Annotated in this window: 17 protein-coding genes, 2 tRNA genes and 3 pseudogenes; 10 read left to right on the top strand and 12 right to left on the bottom strand. The window is 69.6% G+C overall.

Annotated elements, in window-relative coordinates; genetic code table 11:
* Positions 1–268: pseudogene (locus tag ACWDR0_RS30945) on the top strand (hypothetical protein); the annotation flags it as partial.
* Positions 269–399: 131 nt separating this feature from the next.
* Here the strand turns inward: ACWDR0_RS30945 and ACWDR0_RS30940 are convergent.
* Entirely contained in the window at positions 400–1,002 is a 603-nt protein-coding gene (locus ACWDR0_RS30940; protein ID WP_456355123.1) for a hypothetical protein, read from the bottom strand.
* A gap of 406 nt (positions 1,003–1,408) precedes the next feature.
* On the opposite strand from ACWDR0_RS30940, the gene istB reads away from it, so the two are divergent.
* Complete coding sequence (istB, locus tag ACWDR0_RS30935; RefSeq protein ID WP_456355122.1) at positions 1,409–2,206, top strand: IS21-like element helper ATPase IstB; 798 nt, start codon at positions 1,409–1,411, stop codon at positions 2,204–2,206.
* Between the two features lie 39 nt (positions 2,207–2,245).
* Here istB and ACWDR0_RS30930 read toward each other — a convergent pair whose 3' ends face one another.
* The 5 genes from ACWDR0_RS30930 to ACWDR0_RS30910 form a co-directional block, all read right to left on the bottom strand.
* Positions 2,246–2,614 carry a hypothetical protein gene (locus ACWDR0_RS30930; protein ID WP_456355121.1) on the bottom strand — a complete coding sequence of 123 codons (369 nt, stop codon included), beginning with the start codon at positions 2,612–2,614 and terminating at the stop codon, positions 2,246–2,248.
* Between the two features lie 1,074 nt (positions 2,615–3,688).
* Positions 3,689–4,072, bottom strand: a complete 384-nt coding sequence (locus ACWDR0_RS30925; protein ID WP_456355120.1) for a hypothetical protein — start codon at positions 4,070–4,072, stop codon at positions 3,689–3,691.
* Between the two features lie 85 nt (positions 4,073–4,157).
* On the bottom strand, positions 4,158–4,565 hold the full coding sequence (locus ACWDR0_RS30920) for a hypothetical protein (RefSeq protein WP_456355119.1): 408 nt from the start codon (positions 4,563–4,565) through the stop codon (positions 4,158–4,160).
* A 157-nt stretch (positions 4,566–4,722) separates the two neighbouring features.
* Complete coding sequence (locus tag ACWDR0_RS30915; protein WP_456355118.1) at positions 4,723–5,598, bottom strand: aminoglycoside phosphotransferase; 876 nt, start codon at positions 5,596–5,598, stop codon at positions 4,723–4,725.
* 476 nt (positions 5,599–6,074) lie between these two features.
* Entirely contained in the window at positions 6,075–6,563 is a 489-nt protein-coding gene (locus ACWDR0_RS30910; protein WP_456355117.1) for a DUF6882 domain-containing protein, read from the bottom strand.
* 755 nt (positions 6,564–7,318) lie between these two features.
* Here ACWDR0_RS30910 and ACWDR0_RS30905 point away from each other — a divergent pair.
* Together ACWDR0_RS30905 and ACWDR0_RS30900 are read left to right on the top strand one after the other, a co-directional pair.
* Positions 7,319–7,756: a DUF4259 domain-containing protein gene (locus tag ACWDR0_RS30905; RefSeq protein ID WP_456355116.1), complete on the top strand. Its 438-nt coding sequence runs from the start codon at positions 7,319–7,321 to the stop codon at positions 7,754–7,756.
* Positions 7,757–7,819: 63 nt separating this feature from the next.
* Positions 7,820–8,369: pseudogene (locus ACWDR0_RS30900) on the top strand (helicase associated domain-containing protein); the annotation flags it as partial.
* A 142-nt stretch (positions 8,370–8,511) separates the two neighbouring features.
* Here the strand turns inward: ACWDR0_RS30900 and ACWDR0_RS30895 are convergent.
* Together ACWDR0_RS30895 and ACWDR0_RS30890 are read right to left on the bottom strand one after the other, a co-directional pair.
* Positions 8,512–9,018: a flavin reductase family protein gene (locus ACWDR0_RS30895; protein ID WP_456355115.1), complete on the bottom strand. Its 507-nt coding sequence runs from the start codon at positions 9,016–9,018 to the stop codon at positions 8,512–8,514.
* A gap of 68 nt (positions 9,019–9,086) precedes the next feature.
* Positions 9,087–10,082 (bottom strand): LLM class oxidoreductase, encoded by a 996-nt coding sequence (locus tag ACWDR0_RS30890; protein ID WP_456355114.1) that lies wholly within the window; start codon positions 10,080–10,082, stop codon positions 9,087–9,089.
* An 88-nt stretch (positions 10,083–10,170) separates the two neighbouring features.
* On the opposite strand from ACWDR0_RS30890, the gene ACWDR0_RS30885 reads away from it, so the two are divergent.
* Positions 10,171–10,776, top strand: coding sequence for a TetR/AcrR family transcriptional regulator (locus ACWDR0_RS30885; RefSeq protein ID WP_456355113.1), 606 nt, complete (start codon positions 10,171–10,173; stop codon positions 10,774–10,776).
* 163 nt (positions 10,777–10,939) lie between these two features.
* Here the strand turns inward: ACWDR0_RS30885 and ACWDR0_RS30880 are convergent, their stop codons facing one another.
* Positions 10,940–11,491 carry a hypothetical protein gene (locus ACWDR0_RS30880; protein ID WP_456355112.1) on the bottom strand — a complete coding sequence of 184 codons (552 nt, stop codon included), beginning with the start codon at positions 11,489–11,491 and terminating at the stop codon, positions 10,940–10,942.
* 254 nt (positions 11,492–11,745) lie between these two features.
* The gene (locus tag ACWDR0_RS30875) at positions 11,746–12,678 is read right to left on the bottom strand and encodes a hypothetical protein (RefSeq protein ID WP_456355111.1); all 933 of its coding nucleotides are present in this window, start codon (positions 12,676–12,678) and stop codon (positions 11,746–11,748) included.
* 414 nt (positions 12,679–13,092) lie between these two features.
* On the opposite strand from ACWDR0_RS30875, the gene ACWDR0_RS30870 reads away from it, so the two are divergent.
* Entirely contained in the window at positions 13,093–13,575 is a 483-nt protein-coding gene (locus tag ACWDR0_RS30870; RefSeq protein WP_456355110.1) for an N-acetyltransferase family protein, read from the top strand.
* Between the two features lie 286 nt (positions 13,576–13,861).
* On the opposite strand, the gene ACWDR0_RS30865 is transcribed toward ACWDR0_RS30870, so the two are convergent.
* Entirely contained in the window at positions 13,862–16,279 is a 2,418-nt protein-coding gene (locus ACWDR0_RS30865; RefSeq protein WP_456355109.1) for a hypothetical protein, read from the bottom strand.
* 9 nt (positions 16,280–16,288) lie between these two features.
* Positions 16,289–16,362: transfer RNA gene (locus ACWDR0_RS30860), tRNA-Gly, on the bottom strand.
* Positions 16,363–16,507: 145 nt separating this feature from the next.
* On the opposite strand from ACWDR0_RS30860, the gene ACWDR0_RS30855 reads away from it, so the two are divergent.
* The 4 genes and pseudogenes from ACWDR0_RS30855 to ACWDR0_RS30840 form a co-directional block, all read left to right on the top strand.
* Positions 16,508–16,744, top strand: coding sequence for a hypothetical protein (locus ACWDR0_RS30855; RefSeq protein ID WP_456355108.1), 237 nt, complete (start codon positions 16,508–16,510; stop codon positions 16,742–16,744).
* A gap of 171 nt (positions 16,745–16,915) precedes the next feature.
* Positions 16,916–16,990: transfer RNA gene (locus tag ACWDR0_RS30850), tRNA-OTHER, on the top strand.
* 80 nt (positions 16,991–17,070) lie between these two features.
* A pseudogene (locus tag ACWDR0_RS30845) lies at positions 17,071–17,358 on the top strand (transposase); the annotation flags it as partial.
* 558 nt (positions 17,359–17,916) lie between these two features.
* A partial coding sequence (locus ACWDR0_RS30840) for a GDSL-type esterase/lipase family protein (RefSeq protein WP_456355107.1) occupies positions 17,917–20,273 on the top strand: 2,357 nt, incomplete at its 3' end.

Raw genomic sequence — 20,273 nt, 5'->3', positions numbered from 1 at the left:
ACCACACCACCCACCCATTCACCACACCACCACCCAGCCGACCAGCCAACAGGCCAACACCCACAACCACAGAACACACACACCACAGACACAAAACAACACCAACCACCCCCTTCAAAGCACTGCCAAACCACATCAACACCCCACCCAACCAAACAAACCACCCAGTCACCAGGCCAGCCAACAGACCAACAACACCAAAGGACCAAAGGCAACGGGCAACGGACGGCAAGCGGCAAGCGGCAAGCGGCAAGCGGCAAGCGCCTGACCGATCCCCGGAGCGAATGATCCGTCTCAACGAACATCGACCACCCGCCGCTGGCTAGTCGGCTGCGGCCCGGGCCGCGGACGGCTGGCCGACCCGGCACCGATCCGGCCCGGTCCGAGATGGTCGGCCGCTCAGGGTCGGCCGGGGTCGGCGCCGAACAGGGGATCGAGCGGATCGCCCTCATATCCGACGACGAGGCAGGCCGTTGCGACCGGTCCCCGCGAGAGTTCCACGAGCTGGGCCAGGGCTGCCACCTCGGACGGAAGTGCGGCTGGATCGAGACCGAGCGCCCGGGCCGCTCGGTCGCGTCGTCGGTCGAGCTCGGGCAGCTCCTCCCGGTACTCCCCGGCGACCGTCTGGAGTTCCTCGGCCGTCAGTCCGGGAGCATCCCGCCACCACGGTGCCACGAGACACAGCCGCACCAATTCCGGCAGTCCGACGGCGAGCGGTCCGGCCTCGCCGTCGAGGCTCACATACACCACCGGACGTTCCTCTCCGCCCTCGCCGACGAAGCAGTACGCGTCCCCTGAGCCTGCCCGCGCGAACTGCTCCAGCCGGGCCCCGGAGGCGAGTCGAACCCCGTCCTCCAGCTTGAAGTCAGCCGGTTCTGTCGCGTCGAGGTCTGCGACCCTGGCAAAGAAGGCAACAACCTCCTCATTGGTGCCCAGGAGAGGCAACAACGTGTCGGGCTGGGCAGGCACGTCAGGGGCGACCGGTGCATTCGATCCATTCACCGGCCAACGGTAACTGGATCCCCTGACATCGGCCGCAGCCCTCCGTCAGGAGCCGTCGCAAAGACAAGGCGCCCGCCCGTTCGCATGCCTGTCAGGGGACGCGCCCGGGCGGGCTCCGTGGACCACACGCTATCGGCCACCGACCCGCGTCTCGCACACCGCTTGCTCCACCCCTGGACGTCACCCAAACGAGGGGTGGGGCCACTTCAACCCGTTCCTCCGGGACACCCTCTGAGAGGTCGTTTTCCTCTTCTTTAGGCGCTTACCGGTGGATTCTCGGGATGCCGGGTTGCGGTGCAGATGAGGTCAACGAGGTGGTTGGTGTCTGAGGGGTGGGTGGGGTTAAGGGTGGGGCGGATGGTGACCTGTCCGGCCAGACCGCCCCAACACCTGAAGGAGAACGACTGTGACCTTCCCCCGCCAGCGAGGACTGACCGAGCAAGCCGCCACCGCGGCGGTCGACCAGGCATGCAGGATGCTGCGGCTGCCCACCATCCGGTCCCAATTCCCCGAACTCGCCGCGACTGCCGAACGCGAGCAGATGTCCTACCTCGGCTTCCTCTCCGAACTCCTCCTCGCCGAGTGCGACGACCGGGGCCGCCGCCGCTCCGAACGCCGCATCAAGGCCGCCGGCTTTCCCCGCGACAAGTCCCTCCGCAATTTCGGCTTCGACGCCAACCCCAACATCGACACGGCCATGATCCACACCCTCGCCAAATGCGAATGGATCAAGAAGAGCCTGCCGCTCTGCCTCATCGGCGACTCCGGCACCGGCAAGTCCCACCTGCTCATCGCCCTCGGCACCGAGGCGGCGATGGCCGGCTACCGGGTCAAGTACGTCCTCGCGACCAAGCTGGTCAACGAACTCGTCGAGGCCGCCGACGAGAAGCAGCTGACCAAGACCATCGCCCGCTACGGCCGCGTTGACCTGCTCTGCATTGATGAGCTCGGCTACATGGAACTCGACCGCCGCGGTGCCGAACTCCTCTTCCAGGTTCTGACCGAACGGGAGGAAAAGAACAGCGTGGCCATCGCCTCGAACGAGTCGTTCTCCGGCTGGACCAAGACCTTCACCGACCCGCGTCTCTGCGCGGCCATCGTCGACCGACTCACCTTCGGCGGCAACATCATCGAGACCGGCACCGACTCCTACTGCCTCGCCACCACCCGCGCCCGCGCCGAACAGCAGGCCGCTGCTGGCTGATCACCGAGGTGGGGCCGGGCTGGTGCCAGCCCTTCAGCTCTACCTCTTGCCGAGGTTCCCGAAGGCGCGCGGCACCCACTGATCGAGCTGGGTGCCGAAGGCCGCTGCCGATGTGATGTCGAACGCCGGTATCTGTCCGCCGTCGTCGATACCGTCGAAGTAGTCCACGTCAGCCCAGCCGCCCCGGAACAGCACCACGGACAGCCCAGCGTCCCCCGGGCCGTCGATGAGCACGCCGATGGATACGGGATCAGGCACGAGCGCCCTGTCAGTCTCAAGCTGCCGAGGCCACGGCGAAGTTGCGTCCATCCACGTCACCTGCCCAACAGTGAGACCGGCCGCCAGCCACCCCGCAGCCCGCTCAGAGATCACTGCGGCTGCCTGATCAAGATCGATGACACGCTCCATGAGCGGATCATGCCCCACTCCGACGGACGGTTCCACCGACTTCCACACACCCTCCGGCCGGGCCGCACACCACCGAGCCGACTCCGGTGCTCTCAAATCTCAGCGACATTTCAGAGCGCCCTGCCATCAACCGTTCTTGGAAGCGACCGACAAACGCTCTCTGGTCTCACCTACGCAGCCACAGCCACCCCCATCCACACGAAACACCACCCAAACCCGCAAACAAACCCAACCAATACAAACAAAACCACCAACACACCCCACCCAACCGACCAGCCGACAGGCCAACAACACCAAAGGACCACGGACCACGGGCAACGGACGGCAGGCCTCGGACGGGACGCTCGCCCGGCGGATTCACCACCAAACTGCACCCGGCCGTCACGCAGGGCCGGAAGTGGGCTGGGGGATCAACCACCTCAAGAGGAACCGTGCTGTCACCACACGGCACGGCAAACTCGAGGTCCCCTGCGAAGCAACCGTCCTCATCGCGGCCGCCACCAGGCGGCCTGCACCCCTCGCCGATCACACGACGGGATCCACCTTCCACCTCTCCCACAGACCACTGCCTCAGAAAACACAGACGAAACCGCCCTCACGCACGATGTTGTGCTCCTGGCAGCCGGTACACCGCCGGAACACCCTCTCCCGGACCACCACCTCGTGGATGAAGCCGGAAGGCCCCTCGAGCCCTGTGCCCTCCAGAGCCATAAGCAACTTCCGCCCAGGAGCCAGCGCCGGGTCAGCACCCGGTGGACTGGCTACCGACCTCGCCCACAGCCCACCAGCCTGCCTCGCACACGCAACCAATCCCACCGGCACTCAAAACCATGCCCCCCCACCGACACAGACCACGTGCCCACTCCGGCGCGGCGCCGGCCGGAGCACACCATCCGTGCCGACCACGAAAGTGAACGGCTCCGCCAGCTCCACCGCCGACCGCCCAGCAGCCCAATCGCCGAATCCAGCCGCCGAGCCGATCCGGCACCCACCCCCCGCCCGGCCGGACCACAGCCTTCAGCTCAACCGGCCCGACATACCGGTAACTCAGGTGGGCTCCGTGGTCGGTGGGCGTCAGAGGAAAGCCAGCGGGACTTCCTTCTCGACACAGACCCGCAGGGCGGCCGCCAGCTTGCGGGCGTCTTCGATGTGCTGCTGCAGGAGCTGGTCGCCGTCCTCCCGTGCCCACCGGTCGGTGATGACCTCCAGCCGGACCAGCATCGACGCGCACTCGACAGGCGAGAGGTCGTCACCGCCGTCATCCGGATGATCGAGGAGTGGCTCCAGAGCTGTGCACACCTGGGTCCACGGGCGCTCGCCGCCGAAGCCCCGCATCTCGTCGAGCACGAACCCCTCGGCCTCCGCCAAACGTCGGCGGAACGCGGCAAAACCGCTGTAGGACCAGGAGACATCCGGACTGCTGTTATCCCCGTCACCCGGGAAAAGAACCAGCCCCATGCACCCTCCCTACATGCCGAACACACAGAATCAAAGACAGAAGGCCACACCGGCAACTGAAATGATCCCGTTGCAGCTGGTGTGATCACGGCGTCGGAACCGCCCTCATCCCGGGGCAACAACAGTCCTCCAGGTCAACCAAGTTCAAGACTGGCCCAGCCAGCCGCATCTGCTCCGCCAGGCGCCGGGCGAGCCGGTCGGCCAGGACCTGCGACGCGTCCGTACGGCCGACGAACCCGACCACCCTGCCCAGCTCGCTCCGGGCGGCAGCCTCCACCAGGCGCCGGGCGACCGGACGCTCCAGAAGCGCCCACACCCGGTCGACCGGACCAGCGCACTCGACGCCCGCACCGAACACCAGCTCTTCACCCGCCTGCGCACCCTCGCCCACGGCCGGGCGGCCACTCTGTTCATCACCAACCGCCTCGCCAACGCCGCCGCGCGAACACGGCAAGGGCACCTCCGCGCCGACGCCACCACCCAGGCCCTCCACTCTCACCAGGCAGTCCGATCCGGCCGCTGCACCACTCTTCTCACCGAACTCGCCGCCGCACTCGCACCCCACCGGGCGTGCCGCCCCGTCCGCGCCGTCCTCGAGCAGCTCGAACCTGCCTGGAATCCGGCCCCTCACCAACACCGGCGGGTCAGGTTCAGCTGCGGACGGCGATGAAGTCTGTCCACTCGTCGGCGGACCGGGCGATCGAGTCGGCCGTGGCCCTCCCCTCGGCGGCGAGGTCGTGCCAGCGCCGTGCCTCGGCCCGCGCGAGCACGGCCACTGCCTTCGGGTCGGACGTCGTCCAGCCCGGTACCCGGGCCGCCCACTGCCACGCCTGCTCGGGGGTGTGCCCGCCGGTGGAGACCAGCCGCATCCCCCACAGTGCCGTGTCGATCCAGGCCGGACCTGCCGTGGCCCATGACCAGTCGACCAGGCGGGCCCGGCCGCCGTCTTCCACGAGGACGTTGGTCGAGGCCGGGTCGGTGTGCAGCAGTGCTGATCCGGCGAGCAGTTCCCGGTCGCCGTCGGCGCAGTAGTAGCCCCAGCGGTCCCAGGCGGCGGGCAGCCGTACCCCGGGGGGCGCGGGCAGGGGCGCCAGTTCGGCCAGTGCCGCGGCGACCGGGGCGAGGTCCGGCGAGCCGGGCTCGAAGTCTGCGTCCCGGCCCGTAATACCCTCGAAGGCGAGGAGGTGCCAGCCGTGGCCGTCCAGGCGCCACAGGACCCTTGGCGCGCTAGGCGGCAGGTGCGGGTTCACCGCCTCTTCGAGATTCAGTTCGTCCACGGGCGACCAGTTGGCACCCCACCACGAGTCGTCCTCTGCAGGGCGGGCACCATCTGCCGGCACGGGGGCGCGCTCGCGCTGTCCCTTGACGAAGATGAGCTCTCCCGATTCCAGTTCCAGCAGGGATGCGATCCCGGCCGCCGCGGAGTGCTCGGTGTCCCTGGCGGTGAACGATTTACCGACGCGCATGCTCACTTCGGCCACCACCGCGCTGGGAAGCTGCGTCCAGCCGATACGCGCAGAGGTCATCTCAGTTCCCGGGTGTGGGCGGTACAGGAGGGTTCGGGGGAAACGGAGGATTTTTATCCGGGGTGACGGGCCCCGGCGGGCGTCCGGCGGGCTTCGGCGTGACCGGGCCCCGGGGCGGCTTCTTCGCTTCGACGATCGCCATGACAAGCAGGGTAGCCAGGCGTCACGGACGCCTTGCCTCATTGCAGCTGATACCGGCCGGGTGACAGCCGGACCGGAGCTGACCGCGAAGAGGAGCGACAATGGCCGTGCTGCGGCGCTCCGCAAGGACAGCCACGGAACAGGACTGCCGCGCGGCTCACCACAAGCGCAGCCCCTTCGGCTGTCCTGACCCGGCGCCTTCGGATTAAAGGATGTCGGGCGCTCTGTTCGAATCCGAGCTGAGGGAACTCAACGGAGAACTTCAGGAAGAGGTGCTCGCCTTGCCGTTTGACGTCCGGAGGCCAGCACCGGCTGCCGGGGAGTCGGCGCAACCGTCACTGTGGCTCGGCAGCGAGCGCCAGGTCATGGATCATGAAGTGGAGTTGCAGGTCGTCCATCGACTCTGCCCACAGTCCGTCGGCGTCGAGCACGGAAGCCGCGACCATCCGGGCTTCAGCGACGAGTTCGGGGTCGTAGGTGAAGCCTGGCCAGGGGAGGACGGGGTAGTCGTTCTCCTTGCCGAACTCCCGAACCCTCTCCATGTCGCCCAGGGCGGCGGCCGGGAGTGACTCGTTGGCCCAGGACCACAGCCAGGTCTGCTGGGCAACGCTGACGCTGCCGATCACCGTGAGTCGGCCCGTGAGGAAAACCTTGCCGTCGCGCGACCACGTGATCTGCGCGTCGTCCATCGACCAGTCGTATTGCACGTCTCCCGGCAGGCCGAAGCGCTCGACCATGAGTGCCTGCCGCGAGCGGGCGCGCTCCCGAGCCGTGAGCACGACCGCCTCCCAGTCGGAGTGGTCATGTTTCGAACGGTCGTCCACCTTGCCTCCTCGTCCGGAACGGTCGGCAAGATCCTGCCACCCCGGCCTGTGGCCATGATTCCCGGGCTTGGACTGGCCGGTGCCCGGAGTGCTTGCCGTCCATCCTGGGAGCGGGGCGCCGGCTGTGGGTGGTCTCGACGCTGATGAGGCCGGGCTCCGCCCTGCTCCTGAACCCCTCCCCTCCGGAGGCACATCCATGAGCAGCACCGACCGCGCGACCACGCGCTCGCCTACCCCGAACCGCCGGCCTCGCCGCTCTGGCACCGCCACGGCGCGAAGACCCGGCCCCTCACTCCCCCCGAGCAGAAGCGCAACCGCCGGCTCCTGGTGCTCGCGCAGCGCACCGCCCGACCCCGCACCCACCGCCCCACCGCCCCACCGGGACCCTGACGGAGGCCAGCTGACGGACACCAGGCACTGCGCCGTCGACGGCCGGGACGACACGATCCCCGCACCCGTACAGCCACACCCGCTCACGCACCGCACCGCACCCCAGCCCCCAAGAAAGCAGCCAGAGCCCGGCATTACGACTCTTCCCAGGCGACCTGTTCGTCAAAGACGGTACAGCCGCCGGGCTCACTCTCGACTGGAGCTCCGGCAGCATCGAGGGTGCTGTCAACCGCATCAAGGAGATCAAGCGGCAGCTCTACAGCCGAGCCGAATTCGGGCTGTTCCGCAAGCGGGTACTACGTGCCTCCTGACCTCACTGTCGGTGGCCAGTGCGAGGATCCCCAGAAGGCTACGCGAGGAGAGATATGGGCACCTGGGACATCGGCCCCTTCGACAACGACACCGCCGCCGACTTCGCCGGTGACCTGGACGAGACAGCACTGGAAAAACGCGAAGCCATGATCCGGGGCGTGCTCAAGCGTGCCGCCGGGCCTGCGGACTTCCTGGGAATCTACGACGGCGAGCGTGCAGTGGCCGCGGCGGCCCTGGTCGTCGCCCAGCATCCCGACGGCGATCCGGCGTGTTCGAACTACGGCCCATCAGAGCCGCTACCGGAATTGCCTGCAGACCTTCGAATGCTCGCCGTCGACGCCCTGGACCAAATGGTCTCCAACCGGTCTGAACTCGCAGAACAGTGGGCCGAAGCTGCGAACTGGTCGAAGTGGCGCCAGGACATCACCCGCCTCCGCGACGTCCTCGACCCCCCGATCCCGCCACAAGAGGAAGCCCTCTTCACAATCTAATCGGTGACCCACAGTCACGGACCACAGAACTTGAGCCAAAACCCGTTGTTCACCTACGCAGCCACCGCCATCGATCCCGACTGGAACTGCCCCTGGCGGCTGAACTGGCAACGCCACTACCGAGTACTCGCACCTCGTCGACGCCGAAGGCCACCTCCCCCACATCGCCCCCGGCGTCATGTTCGACGGCGACGACATCGGCACCTGGCGCCGGCGGCACCAGGAACCCGGCACCTGGGCACAACTCCTCTCCGAACAGCGCCACCGCCTGGAAGCGCTCGGCGTACAAGGCGCGGCCCACCCCACGGCGGCCATCGCCCCGACGGAACTCCGACCGGCGCTGGCCGCCGCCCTCAAGGGGCCGAAAAAGCCGGGGAGCAAGGCCGGGGCAGCATTCCAGCGCGGCCTCGCCGCCCTGGCGGTGTGGGTGGAGAAGGAGGGCCAGCGACCCGTCCCGCGCAGCACCGTCGTCGAGATCACGGTCGACGGCGAGACGGAGCCCGTGCCCGTGAAACTCGGTGTATGGCTCTCCAACACCAAAAGCAGGCGGGACGAACTCACCGTGGAGCAGCGGGCCGCCCTCGCCGCGCTGGGTGTGGAGTGGGCGGCGTAGAACGGGCCCGCCGTCTGTTGGACACTCCGCCTCCGTCGTACCGGCGCGGGACGACGGGCGCACGGGCGGGATCCCGTCTTCCTTGCCGCCGCCCGCGTGCCCGCTTCCCCCGAGGCGCGGTCGCCGGGCCGTGCGGCCCGGGTCAGGGTTCGGCGGGCCGGTGGGAGGGGTCGGGGCCGGGGTCCGGTTGGGTGAGGGTGCGGTAGGACCGGTCGGCATAGAGGAGGGGCGCACGGGGGTCATCGGTGGACGGGCGGTGGGCGGTGGTCACCGCGGCGACGATCAGGGTGTGATCGGCGACCTCGATGCGCCGGGTCGTACGGCAGGTCAGAACGGCAGCGGCCCCTGTCAGCTCCGGCCCCGCGCCGTCGGGGGACGGCCGGTGGTGGACGCCCGTGAACTCCTCGGCGCCGAAGGCCCGGCGCCGGGTGAAGCGGTCGGCGAGGGCGTGTTGCCCCGCGGCGAGGACATTGACGGTGAAGCGGCCGGTTCGCTGGATGATCTCCGCGGTGCGGCTGCCGCGCTTGAGGGAGATCAGCAGGGTGGGCGGAGCGAGCGACACCGACAGCAGGGAGTTGAGGGTCATCCCGTGCGGGCCCTCGGGGCTCTGGGTGGTGACGACGGCGACGCCCGTCGCCCAGAGACGCATGGCCTCACGGAACTCGCCGGTCTCCGCTCCGCCGGCGGGGGCACCGGGCTCCGCGGGGCACAGGGGCGTCACCACGCGGAAGCCAGCGGTGCGGGGGATGCCAGGGCGGGGAAGTGCGGTACGACCTCTTCGGCGAGCTGCGCCACCACCTCGGCAGCGGGGCGCCTGCCGTGCTGGACTCCGAGTGCGGCGTGGTTGACCCCGGCCGCCTTCCAGCGGCCGAGCAGGTCGAGCAGTCCCCGGCTCCCCGTGCGCAGGACGAAGCCGCCGCGCAGCGGGGTGGGCGGGTGGCCCGGATCCTCGTGGAGGTCGATCCATTCGTTGGTCGCGGCCGGGCGGAACTCCCCGCCGGGGATCAGCTCGCGCCATGCCCCGATCCGGTCCCCGAGTGCGCGGGGGCCCTCGGGGGCCGCGCTGGCTCCGGGGTAGACCAGCCAGCCGTCGGCGTGCTCGGCGATCCAGAGCGGGGACTGCTGGGAGGAGCCGGTGACCAGGAGGGGGATCCGGCCGTGCACCGGCTTCGGCAGCAGGCTCGCACCACCGGGGCGCTCCTCCCCCAGCAGCCCGCGGAAGGAGTCGACCACTTCCCGGTAGCGGGCCCCGCGCGCGCCATGGTCCAGCCCGTACGCGGGGAACTCCACGGGCCGGTCGCCGGAGGCCACCCCGAGGACCAGGCGCCCGCCGCTGAGGTGGTCCACGGAAGCGGACTGTTTGGCCAGGTCGATGGGGTGCCGTAGCGGGAGGACCACACTGCCGGAGGCCAGGCTGATCCGGGAGGTGTGTGCCGCCAGCCAGGTCAGTGCGGTCCAGGGGTCGTACACCTGCCCCACGTCGCCGAAGGCCGGGTCGACCAGGGGTACGTCCCGCACCCAGGCTGCGGCGAAACCGGCGTTCTCGGCCCGCTGGACGATCTCGGTCTGGCCGCGCATCGCCGCCATGTCGCCCGTGTAGGGCCACAGGGGCAGGAAGAGTCCCACGGTCAGCTCGCCCGGCGCGAACATCCGGGTGTATCCGGGGTGGCTCTCCCATGCGGCGCATGCGGAGGCCGGTACTGCTGCTCTCATCGATACCCATCCATCGCTCTGGTTGGAACGTTCGATCCAGAGCATACGGCACTCTGGATCGAACGTTCCAACCAGTAGACTCGGGGGCATGGCAGCCACCTCACCGCGCGACCGCTCGTCCGACACCGACACCCGCCGCCGGATCATCCGGGCCACGGCGGCGCTGCTTCAGCGGCAGGGGTACGAAAGCACCTCGGTCAAGCGCATCGCCGGCGCCGCGCAGGCGTCACCCAGCTCCGTCTACCACTTCTTCCCCGGGGGCAAGGAAGAGCTGGCGATCGAGGCGATGCACCACGGCGCGCGGGAGTTCGGCGATCTGCTCGCCCGGGGCCTCGCCTCGGCCACTGACCCGGCCGAGGCGACGGCCGCCTGCGCGCTGCTGCTGGCGGAGGATCTCAAGCGGTCGGAGTGGAGCGACGGCTGCCCGGTCGCCGTCACCGCCCTGGAGACCGTCGGCCGTGTCCCCGGCCTCCAGGAGGCGGCGACCCGGGCCCTCACCGACTGGCGGGATCTGGTCACGGCCAAGCTCACGGAGAGCGGCATCGCCCCGGCCGCGGCCCGCCCCCTCGCCGGGACGGTCATCAGCATGCTGGAGGGCGCCGAGCTGTTGAGCCGTGTCACCGCCGACGACACCCCCCTCCGCGACGCGGCCGTCCACCTCGCCCAACTGGTCCGAGCGGCACCCCGGGCCTGACCGGGGCCGCCCGGACCGTCACCGGGGGCGCCCAAGGCATCGCGCGGACGACTGCCCCGAGCCGAACCCGCCGGGCCATCCGGCTCCACCCGGCGAACCAGGCATAGCGGCCGCATAGCCAGAGGCTGTCGCTTATCGGCATCCGCAGCGGCCAGGAGCATGCCTAACGGGGCATGCGGCCCACCACAGCACGAAACCTCTCCCGCCCCGCCGCAACGCTCACGTCCCACAAGCCTGCGGCGTCACCACTCAGCGAGAGAGCCTGGAGCCGTTGTTCCTCGGCGAGGAAGCCGGCACCTGCCACGTTCTGGTCGAGCATTCCCATTGCGGTGAGCGCCGCGTGGCCGCAGGACACCGCGTCATCAGCGCTTCCCGAACCGTGGGCCAGCAGGGCATACCGCAGGCAGAGAGCAGCGAAGAATGCGTAGGTATCGCCGACATCGGAGATCCCCTCCTCGCTCGGCCGAAGCTCCGGGAACCGCTCCAGCCGACGCACGCGCTCGGCAGCGTCGGCGAGTGGCCGGTCGGCATGCCAGAGGCCGTGAACGGACCCCGCATAGAAGTCCTGGTCGGCTTCACGGCCCGGCTCACCGGCCCTCAGGCCCACGAACAGCGGCGCCATACGTTCGACACAGGCAGCGGCATACAAACGGACCGCCTCGCCGCCCCCGTCACGAAGAGCCTCCGCGACGGCCCCCTCCACCAGCGTCTGCACGACACACCCTCATTCCATTCGAACAGATCGACAGGCTACACAGCCGGCAGGCCGCCACAGCCTGACGAAGTGCCCTGACCCGCACCCGGGGCAGGCCAAGAACCGGACAGGCCGCCAGTTCTGCCCGTACCGAAGGGATGACCCCTGTCAAGATCCGACTGCCTCACGCGCACCGCGCCCGGCGGGCCGAAGCCCGCACCCTCACCGACCTCGGCCGGCTCACCGCCGACCTGGACTCGAGCCCGCCCGTCCCGCTACCCGGCGGACGATGACCGCGCGTCATCGGCGAGCCTGATGAGCGCCAGCGCGGAGCGGTACTTCTCGGCGGAGTAGCCCAGGGGCCGGTCACCCGTTCTCTCGGTCTCCTCGTACAGCTTCCGCTGCGTCTCTGCGTAGGACCGGAGGACGGACCGGGCCCGGCCCGTCGTCACGTCCAGCGCGGCCGCCACCTCGTTCCAGGTGGCACCCCACCTCATGGCGTCGTGCACGAACCAGGAGCGGTCCCGCAAAAGCATGCGGTGAATACTCTCGCCCAGGGCGAGGACCGCGAGCGCGTCGTCCGCGGTGGCGGTCTCTCCGGGGTGGCAGCCGGAGGGCAGGTGCCGGTCCACCAGGCGGTGGTGGTGCGCGAAGTACTTCTCGGCCAGCCACGGCAACAGGACCCCGTATCCCACGTCGTCCGGCCTGCGGATCACCCGGGCCCGCCACTCCTCGCGCGAGCCGGGCGAGTCGACGGGGACGGCGGAAGACCGCGGCCGCACCGATTCCGAGGGGGCACCTGCCTCACCAGTCTGCGCGCCGGGCACAGCCGTGCCCGGCGCCGCAACGCCATCACGGTAGGCCTTCCGCTTGGCGGACCGTGCCAGAAAGGCCACCACCGCCAGCGCCCCCAGATGCGCCCCGGCTCCCGCGAACAGGAACCACCAGGGCGACCCGCCCCGCCCCGCCGCGTCGAGGCCGAGCCCCACGGACGCCACCAACGCCACGACCAGACCGATCCACGGCAGCACGACCATCGCCACCGCCCACGCCCTGACCGGCTGCTCGACATTGACACACACCCAGAGCGCGATCAGATTGACCAGGAACCCGCACCCCCCGAGGACGGCCACCACACCCAGGTAGAGCAACGGCCACTCCCCCGACACACAGGAACCACCACTCGCCTGCTGCATCAACACGTTCACAGACTCCCCCGCCATCCGGCACACTCGACCACCACCCCCGACACTACGAAGAGGCCCGCAACCCACCCTGAGCACCCGCACTCAACCGAACCCGACCCACTACTCAACCCACACACACCCGCCCGCCCCGGAACAGCCAACCCCGGTGGGTGACGAAAAAACCAAGCAGAACCCGTCCTCGTTCCACCACTCCAGAACCCGGGCCCACTCCACCCAGGCGTACGGACCTCCAACACCCGCGCCAGACGCTACAAACTCACCGCGGAGCAGCTGGACGCGCTACGGAAGCCGGGTATGAGGTGGGCGTAAGCAGCGGAACACGAGCCGGGAAGAGAGGACCGTTGATCAGCACCCTTCACAGCAGACTGAACTGCGCACGCCCCCTGCCACCGGTCGTGCGGCACACTCCACTGCATGGCGAGTTTGCGCATCATCACGTCAGATGACTGGCCACTGTGGCGGGAGATCCGCGTTGCCGCCCTGACCGATGCACCGCACGCGTTCAAAGCCTGCCTCGCCGACTGGCACAGGGGTGGCCAGGAGCAGTGGCGCGCCCGTCTGACCATCCCCGGGTCCTACAACGTCGTCGCGCTGAGGGAAAGCCGGCCTGTCGGCATGGTCAGGGGCATCCCCGGGGACAGCGGGACAAGCGAACTCAGGTCGTTATGGGTCAGTCCCGAAGCGCGAGGCGACGGGGTCGGAGACCAGCTGATCGAAGCAGTCACGACATGGGCCCTGCGATCGGGCTCCACAACGCTGACGCTCGCGGTGATCCCAGGAAACGAATCCGCCACCGGCCTCTACCAACGCCACGGGTTCATCACCACCGGAGAACGTGGGGACCTGTTGCCCGACGGCGTGACCAGGGAGCAGGTAATGGCCAGGAGGCTTCACTGACCCACAACGCCGTCACTGCGTCGGCCGCCCGGAACCCGCCCCTGCGAACGTGCCGCGGAGGGGAGGAGGCGCGGTACCGGGTGGCGGGCCCGGCCCCGCGGCGTAGCGGGCGGGCTAGACCTGCGCCGGGGGTCCCATCGCGTCGGCATGCCGGCCTTCGCGCCCTCCCCCTTTCGCCGGGACAGGGAAGAACCACCCGCCGCCCGCCCCTGAACGGGCACCCCGGCCGGATCGCGGTGGGTGTTCTTCCGAAGCATGCCGGGGGCGGTCGGTTGGCGTCGGCCGGTCAGCGGACCGCCGAGGACATCCAGTGGCCGGTCGTGGTCCAGCCCTGGAAACGGCGGGCTCGGCCATCCAGTGCGGTGCCGTCCGCGCCGAAGGTGCCACCGCCCGCGACCAGGCGCAGTCCGGCGGTCACCGGGGCGAGGCGGGCCGCCGTGTGCCACGGCTGACCGGCGGCCTTCGCCGCCATCCGCCGGACGAGCGCAGCCTGCCGGCCGGGCGGGCACAGCGACAGGAAGAACAGTGTCTGCCGCCAGGCGTACGCCGCGTCCTTGATGGTGCCGAGCGGCCGCGGGTGGCCGTGAACGCGGGCGACGAGGCGGCACACCGCACCGAAGCTCTTCTCGGCCAGGGACTCCCAGCCCGCCTCCGGGGCGATGCCCACGTGCCGCACCAGGACGGCCAGGTTGTGGGTGGTCAGGATCTGCGCCTGCTCGATGACCGTGCCGTTGCCGGCCGGCGACCAGGAGCGGGCGGAGTCCGTACCGGCCCGTTCCCGGCACAGCCGGTCGAACGCGGGTGCGAGGCGGGCCGGACGTGTCCGGCCGGTGCCGTCAGCGTGCGCCGCCATGGTGCGTACTGCGCCGCAGTCGATCCCGTAGTAGCGGGTATAGAGGCTGTCTTCCAGGAGGTCGGCGGCAACGCCGGCGGCGGCCGGGAACTTCGGGCTGAAGGTTCCCATGAAGATGTCGGCCGCGAGCTCCTCGGTAAACGGCGCGGAAAGGCCGGCCCGGCGTGCCAGGTGGGACATCTCGCGCACCAGCGGGTTCGGCAGCAGCGTTCCGGGGAACGCACCGACGGCCAGGTCTCCCAGGCGGCGCAGTACGGCCTCTGCAGCCGCCCGTGCCCGTTCCTCCGTATCGGCGTCGCTGCCGTGGCCCGCGACCGCGCGCACCCAGGGCAGCTCGTCCACCCGTACCTGGCGCGCCAGGTTGAGCAGCAGCAGCGAACGCCGGTTGCGGAACGCCCGGTACGTGGCCGCCTGAAGGGTGCGCAGGGCGGGGTCGGCGTAGCGCTGTGCGGTGGCGTTGGCCACGAGCTGGGGAACGAGGTCGGCCAGTACTTCCGCGGACGGCACCAGGCCGCGCGCGACGAGTTCCTCCGGCGGGGCGCTGAGCGCGGTGCGGACCACCCGCCGCAAACGCGGCGGGACAGCGGTTCCGGCCGGCAGGCCGGTCCCGGCCGCCTCGCTCTCCGTGACCGGTACGAGGAGCCCGTCGGTGTCGGGAGTGCCGGCACGCTGGTCCAGCGGTGCCAGGCGGTCCGCCACGGCGGCGGCGATCTCGTGGTGGGCCGGCAGGGCCGCCTGGCGTGCCTGCTCGGCACGCAGCCGGGTGTGCTCTTCCGAGCCGGGCAGGCCCCGCTTGGCGATGACCGAGGTCACCGCGTGGCGCAGCAGCCCGGCGAGCCGGGGCGCGAGCGGGCGACCCGCGGCAGCCTTCTCCAGGGCCCGCAGCATGATGCCCGTGTTGGACTTGCGGTCGCGGTGCTTGCTGCACTGCGTATGCAACGCGGCCAGGGCGCGGTAGCGCTCCAGCAGGACAGCCGCCTGGACGCGCGCATCAACGCCATCGCGGCCGGTGCGGGCAGCAGCCCAGCCGGGCACGGGTCCCGGTCCGGGCAGATCCTCTGCGGCCCGGACCGGAACGGCCGCTTCACCGTGCCGCAGCCAGTACCCGAGAAGCTCGTCGTCGAAGGGCCGCCACACGCCCAGGGCTTCGCGCTGCACCTCGATGGCGGCCTTGGGCCTGCGGGCCCGCAGCGCGTCCGCAACCTCGCCGACGCTGCGGCGGTGCACCGCACTCGCGTCGGAGAGGGGCCGGTCCGCCGGGCGGGGCAGGAAACGCAGGCGGCCCGCGAACGGCTGAAGCTCCGCCACCAGGGCCGCGGCCGTGCCGAAGTCCTCGGCCCGTACCAGCCAGGCGACAGTCAGCAGGGCCGCCTCCTCGGGCAGGGACACCTCGTAGCGACCGGTGTCCAGCAGCTCCCACAGTTCCTCGAGGCCCGGCCCCGTCAGTGCGTGCGCGAAGAGCGCCGCACGGTCGGCCGGTACGCCGGCCCGGCGGGCGGCGTCCGCTTCGTACGGGGCGAGAGGCCCGCCCGCACCGGGCGTTCCGGTGGCGAATCCGCCACGGACGACCTCGGGGGTGACCCAGGCAGGCAGTCCGGCGACCGGGGTCCGCGAACCGACGGTGAGGCTGCCGTCCGCCATGCCCGCGAGCACTGCGCGCCATTTCTGCATCCGGCCGAGGGCGCGGTCACGGGTCGCCGGCTCAGCGTGCGAGACGGAGGTGCGGCGTGCACGTGCCAGCTGACCTGCGGCGTAGTCAGACGAGGCGGTGGCCGGGCCAGTCGTCGCGGCTGCGGGTGCTCCGGCGGGACGGCCGGGCTCGGTCGGGGGCTGCTGCTGGTCAGCGTTCATGTCCATAAGCCGGCGTGGCAGGACCTGCCCCTGCGCCCCCCGGGTAGGAAGCCCGGTGCTCTGACTGGCTGAGCTACACGCCGTTCAATACACCGACCCTAAAACCATCACCCAGGCCCGGCAAACAAATTACAAGCCACCAACCACGCAGCGACCTGCCCGGCTCCCGACCGCTCGCCGGACCTTCGGAGAACAGGCGGGAGTGGGAGTTCCGAGTCCACGCCTTCGGTGACCACGCCCCCCGCACTCACCGAACTCCTCACCCATGCTGTCCGCACCGGGGACCGCACCGTCCGCAACGGCCCCGACCCGGCGCTGACCATTCACCCCGCCCACTCCCCCGACCACCAGCTCCCCTCGGGCCACCGGGTCAGCAAGCCCCACAGTCGCCTGGTCTTCTGCCGGCCCGGACGGGGCGCCCCGGGCCCGTCAAAGCAGCCGATCGCGGCAACGGGGAAACGGTGACCCCCACGACACCGGACCATGCACCCCTCGCGCACACGGCTGTCCGGTGGCTTTGTTCACGGGTAGCGGCTCTGGCACAACTTCTGTGAAGCCGTCACGGCGAGTGGTCTGTCTGGCCTGGGATATTCGAGGCAGCGGAGTGCCAAGGCTCGTATGATCCCTTGGCAGGACAGGGCTCGTAGCGCAGTGGTCGTCGCGCCTTTCACCGCATGTGGGAAGACGTCGGTTCGAATCCGGCCGGCCCTGTCCTGCCTCTTTTCCGGAAGCCTGCTTCGACGTCTGGAAAGGTTCCGGCTGTTGCTCAGAGTGCTCCTTACCTTGTTGGCGGGCTGGTTCCGGTCCCACGGGAATCAGGCCGGATCAGCGGCAACATGTGCAGGCGGCACCGCTACCACCGTCGGCTCCTGCGCGTCTTCTGCCTATCCGTCCAGGTCGCCGCCCGCTTCTGCCCCACATCGAAGACCTTCTACGACCGCAAGCGGAACGAGGGCAAGAGCCACAAGCAGGCGATCCGGGCCCTCGCCCGCCGACGTCTCGACGTCCTATGGGCTCTCATCCGCGACCACTGTCACTACACCGTTCAACCACCCCAACGAGGACCCGTAGCTGCGTGAGACCTGCTTCGGCGCGGGACTTGCGGAGGTGAGGGCGATGGTTGATTCGTTGACTCTCAGACCGGTCTGGCGCCCAGCCTGAGCCGGGGCTTGCCTGGGCTGCGACCATCTGAACCAGGGAGGCGGGGGAATGCCAGTAGAGATGCTCCCCGACCGAGCCGGGCGCGAAGCCGATTTTGAACCTCGGCCGGCAGCAACGACTACCGATCGGCTTGCCTCTCCGCGTTCCTGGTCTGCGAAGACCCACAGACACGCCAGGACCTCTCGTTGGACCTCAGCCTTGACCCGGCGGACTATCCCGCCGGACTCCGGGACAGCCATGAGAGGGCCAGGCTCCTCATCGAGGCAGATCCTGAGCGGTATCGTCGGCTCCTGGAGCGCTGCACGCACAGGCCGTCGGCACCGCCGGCATAGGGCCGAAGAGATCGAACGGCGCTTTCCGGACCCGCCTACCCGGTTCACGCCATTCTCCCGGCGGGAGACAACCTCCGCCTCCCTTTCCCCCTGAGGACGTGAGGGGCCGTCAGGCCCCACGGAATCCGGCAGGAAGGGTTTCCTTTGAGACACACCGACAGAACCAGCACCGTCCCGGTCCGCCCGCCGCGCCCCGGACGGCGGAACCCGGTCTTCCGCCTCCTGGTGCACACGCTGGTGACGGCGCTCATCGCGGGTCTGCTGAGCGCGGGCGCACTGCTCGCCGGTGCCGGCACCGCAGTGGCGGCCCCGCAGGGGGCGCCCGCCGCCTACTACATCCAGAACGTCAAGAACGGCTTCGCCCTCTCGGCGACCGAGACCAACGTCGACGCCCGTCCCCCCAAGGGTGACGAGGACCACCAGCAGTGGGAGTTCCTCCCGCAGCCGGACGGTTCGCACTGGATCAGGAGCACGACCCGGAGCGGCCAGTGCCTCGGACGGAACGCGACGCACCCCTGGCCGAGCCTCGTCGGGTGCGGAAGCGCCGCGGGGGTGTGGTGGCTCCACGGGGTCGGCGGTGAGCGGTACGCGCTGCTCACCAGCCAGGGCGGCAGCGAACGGCTGGCCAGTGGAAAGGCGACCGACGACAACGTGGCGTGGCCCTTCTTCAGCACCGTCACCAATGAGACCGCCGAGTGGTACGTCACGCCCGTCAATCCGACGAAGACTCCGCTGACCGGAGAGGACCTCGCGGACCCCACCTTCGACCAGCTCACCTTCCTCACCACGCACAACGCGTTCCAGAACTCCGAGGACATCTGGGGCGTCATGGGCCCCGCCCAGCCGCATTCGATCGTCACGCAGCTGAACCACGGCGTACGCGGTCTGATGATCGACGTCCACAATCACCACGGGCTGATCGGTGTGTGCCACAACCCGTGCTCGTCCCTCGAAATACGGCCGCTGGAGAATGTTCTGGCGGACATCACTCAATGGCTCAACAAGCCGGAGAACCGGAACGAGATCGTCACCCTCTTCATCGAGGACAAGGTCACCGCGGACCAGCTGAAAACCGGCTTCGACCACCCGTCCGTCCAGAGCGCGTTCAACGGCCTCGTCTTCAACCCCCGTACCGAGGGGGTCCAGGACCACGGGTGGCCCCGGCGCTCGGAGATGATCAGGGACAACAAGCGGCTGCTCGTCTTCTCCGACAAGCCGGAGGGCGAGAACGGATCCCGCGAGGCCTTCGGAGTGATGTCCGGCCGGGACTGGACCGTGGAGAATTACTGGACCATGGGACTCGGGCTGGGGAACGCCAACTGGCGGTGCTTCAGCCGGTGGGCCGAAATCCCCCTGTCCCAGGAAGAGCCGAAGTTCCGGCGTCTCTTCGTGATGAACCATTTCCGTGATGCCGCGCTGTCCCCGACGTACACCATCGACAACGGGAAGCTCCAGAACCGGGCCGAGCGCTTCTGCATGCCCGCCGCCCGCAAGAAGCCCAACTTCCTCGCCGTCAACCAGTACAGGGACGGCGACCCGACGCCGCTGGCCACCGTCAATGCCCTCAACCTGTACACCTACCACGGTGATACCCCGGGCATGGGCGGCACACCGCCGTTGTCGTGGCAGGTCCCGCGGCTCGCCGTGATGCCGCTCGGCGACTCCATCACCCAGGGCGTGGGCAGCAATCACGGGAACGGATACCGGGAGTACCTGCGGGTCCATCTCAGGAATCGCGCGCCCGTGCTCGACTTCGTCGGCTCCCTCGCCCACGGCAACGGGCCCGACGCGCAGCACGAAGGGCATTCGGGCTTCCTGATCGAACAGATCGCCGCCGATGTCGAATCATGGCTGTACGCGGCCAAACCCAATGTGATCACACTGCACCTCGGCAGCAACGACATCAACCGGAACCACGAGGTCGCCACGGCGCCCGCCCGGCTGGGCGCGCTGATGGACCGGATCCTGGCCGCCGCTCCCGATGTGACGATCCTCGTCGCCGGCATCGTGCCCAACTACAACCCGGGAGCGGCCAGCCGCGTGGAGGCCTTCAACAACGCGCTGCCGGGCCTGGTGACCGCGCGCCGGGCGCAGGGCCACAAGGTGTTCCAGGTGAACATCCCGCCGCTGTCGGCACAGGATCTCCCCGACAACCTGCATCCCAACAACAACGGCTACAAGAAGATGGCGCGGGCCTTCTCCGACGCCCTCGCCCAACCCGAGGTCCGCAACGGGATCACCGAGAACGTCACGGTCGCGCCGCCGACGCCGGGAGCCGCCCTCAGCCTCGGCGACGGGGACGTGGACTTCGACGCGGACGGCCGCACGGACTACCTGGTGGTGGGCGCGAACGGCAGCGTGCGTGCATTGCTGAACCGGGGCGGCGACAACCAGGGGGGCTGGGTAGACCTCGGTTTCGTCGCGTCCGGCTCCTCGCACTGGACCGGCAGCCAGGTCAGGTTCGCCGACTTCGACGCCGATGGCCGCACCGACTATCTGGT

The organism is Streptomyces sp. NPDC003691, from assembly GCF_053981115.1.
This window is presented reverse-complemented; position numbering and strand designations above follow the sequence as displayed.

Bases quoted from the DNA above. Each gene is read 5' to 3' on its own strand.
- ACWDR0_RS30930 (WP_456355121.1), bottom strand. From the start codon at position 2,614: ATGGAGCGTGTCATCGATCTTGATCAGGCAGCCGCAGTGATCTCTGAG.
- ACWDR0_RS30925 (WP_456355120.1), bottom strand. From the start codon at position 4,072: ATGGGGCTGGTTCTTTTCCCGGGTGACGGGGATAACAGCAGTCCGGAT.
- ACWDR0_RS30915 (WP_456355118.1), bottom strand. From the start codon at position 5,598: ATGACCTCTGCGCGTATCGGCTGGACGCAGCTTCCCAGCGCGGTGGTG.
- ACWDR0_RS30905 (WP_456355116.1), top strand. From the start codon at position 7,319: ATGGGCACCTGGGACATCGGCCCCTTCGACAACGACACCGCCGCCGAC.
- ACWDR0_RS30895 (WP_456355115.1), bottom strand. From the start codon at position 9,018: ATGCGTCTCTGGGCGACGGGCGTCGCCGTCGTCACCACCCAGAGCCCC.
- ACWDR0_RS30890 (WP_456355114.1), bottom strand. From the start codon at position 10,082: ATGAGAGCAGCAGTACCGGCCTCCGCATGCGCCGCATGGGAGAGCCAC.
- ACWDR0_RS30885 (WP_456355113.1), top strand. From the start codon at position 10,171: ATGGCAGCCACCTCACCGCGCGACCGCTCGTCCGACACCGACACCCGC.
- ACWDR0_RS30870 (WP_456355110.1), top strand. From the start codon at position 13,093: ATGGCGAGTTTGCGCATCATCACGTCAGATGACTGGCCACTGTGGCGG.
- ACWDR0_RS30865 (WP_456355109.1), bottom strand. From the start codon at position 16,279: ATGAACGCTGACCAGCAGCAGCCCCCGACCGAGCCCGGCCGTCCCGCC.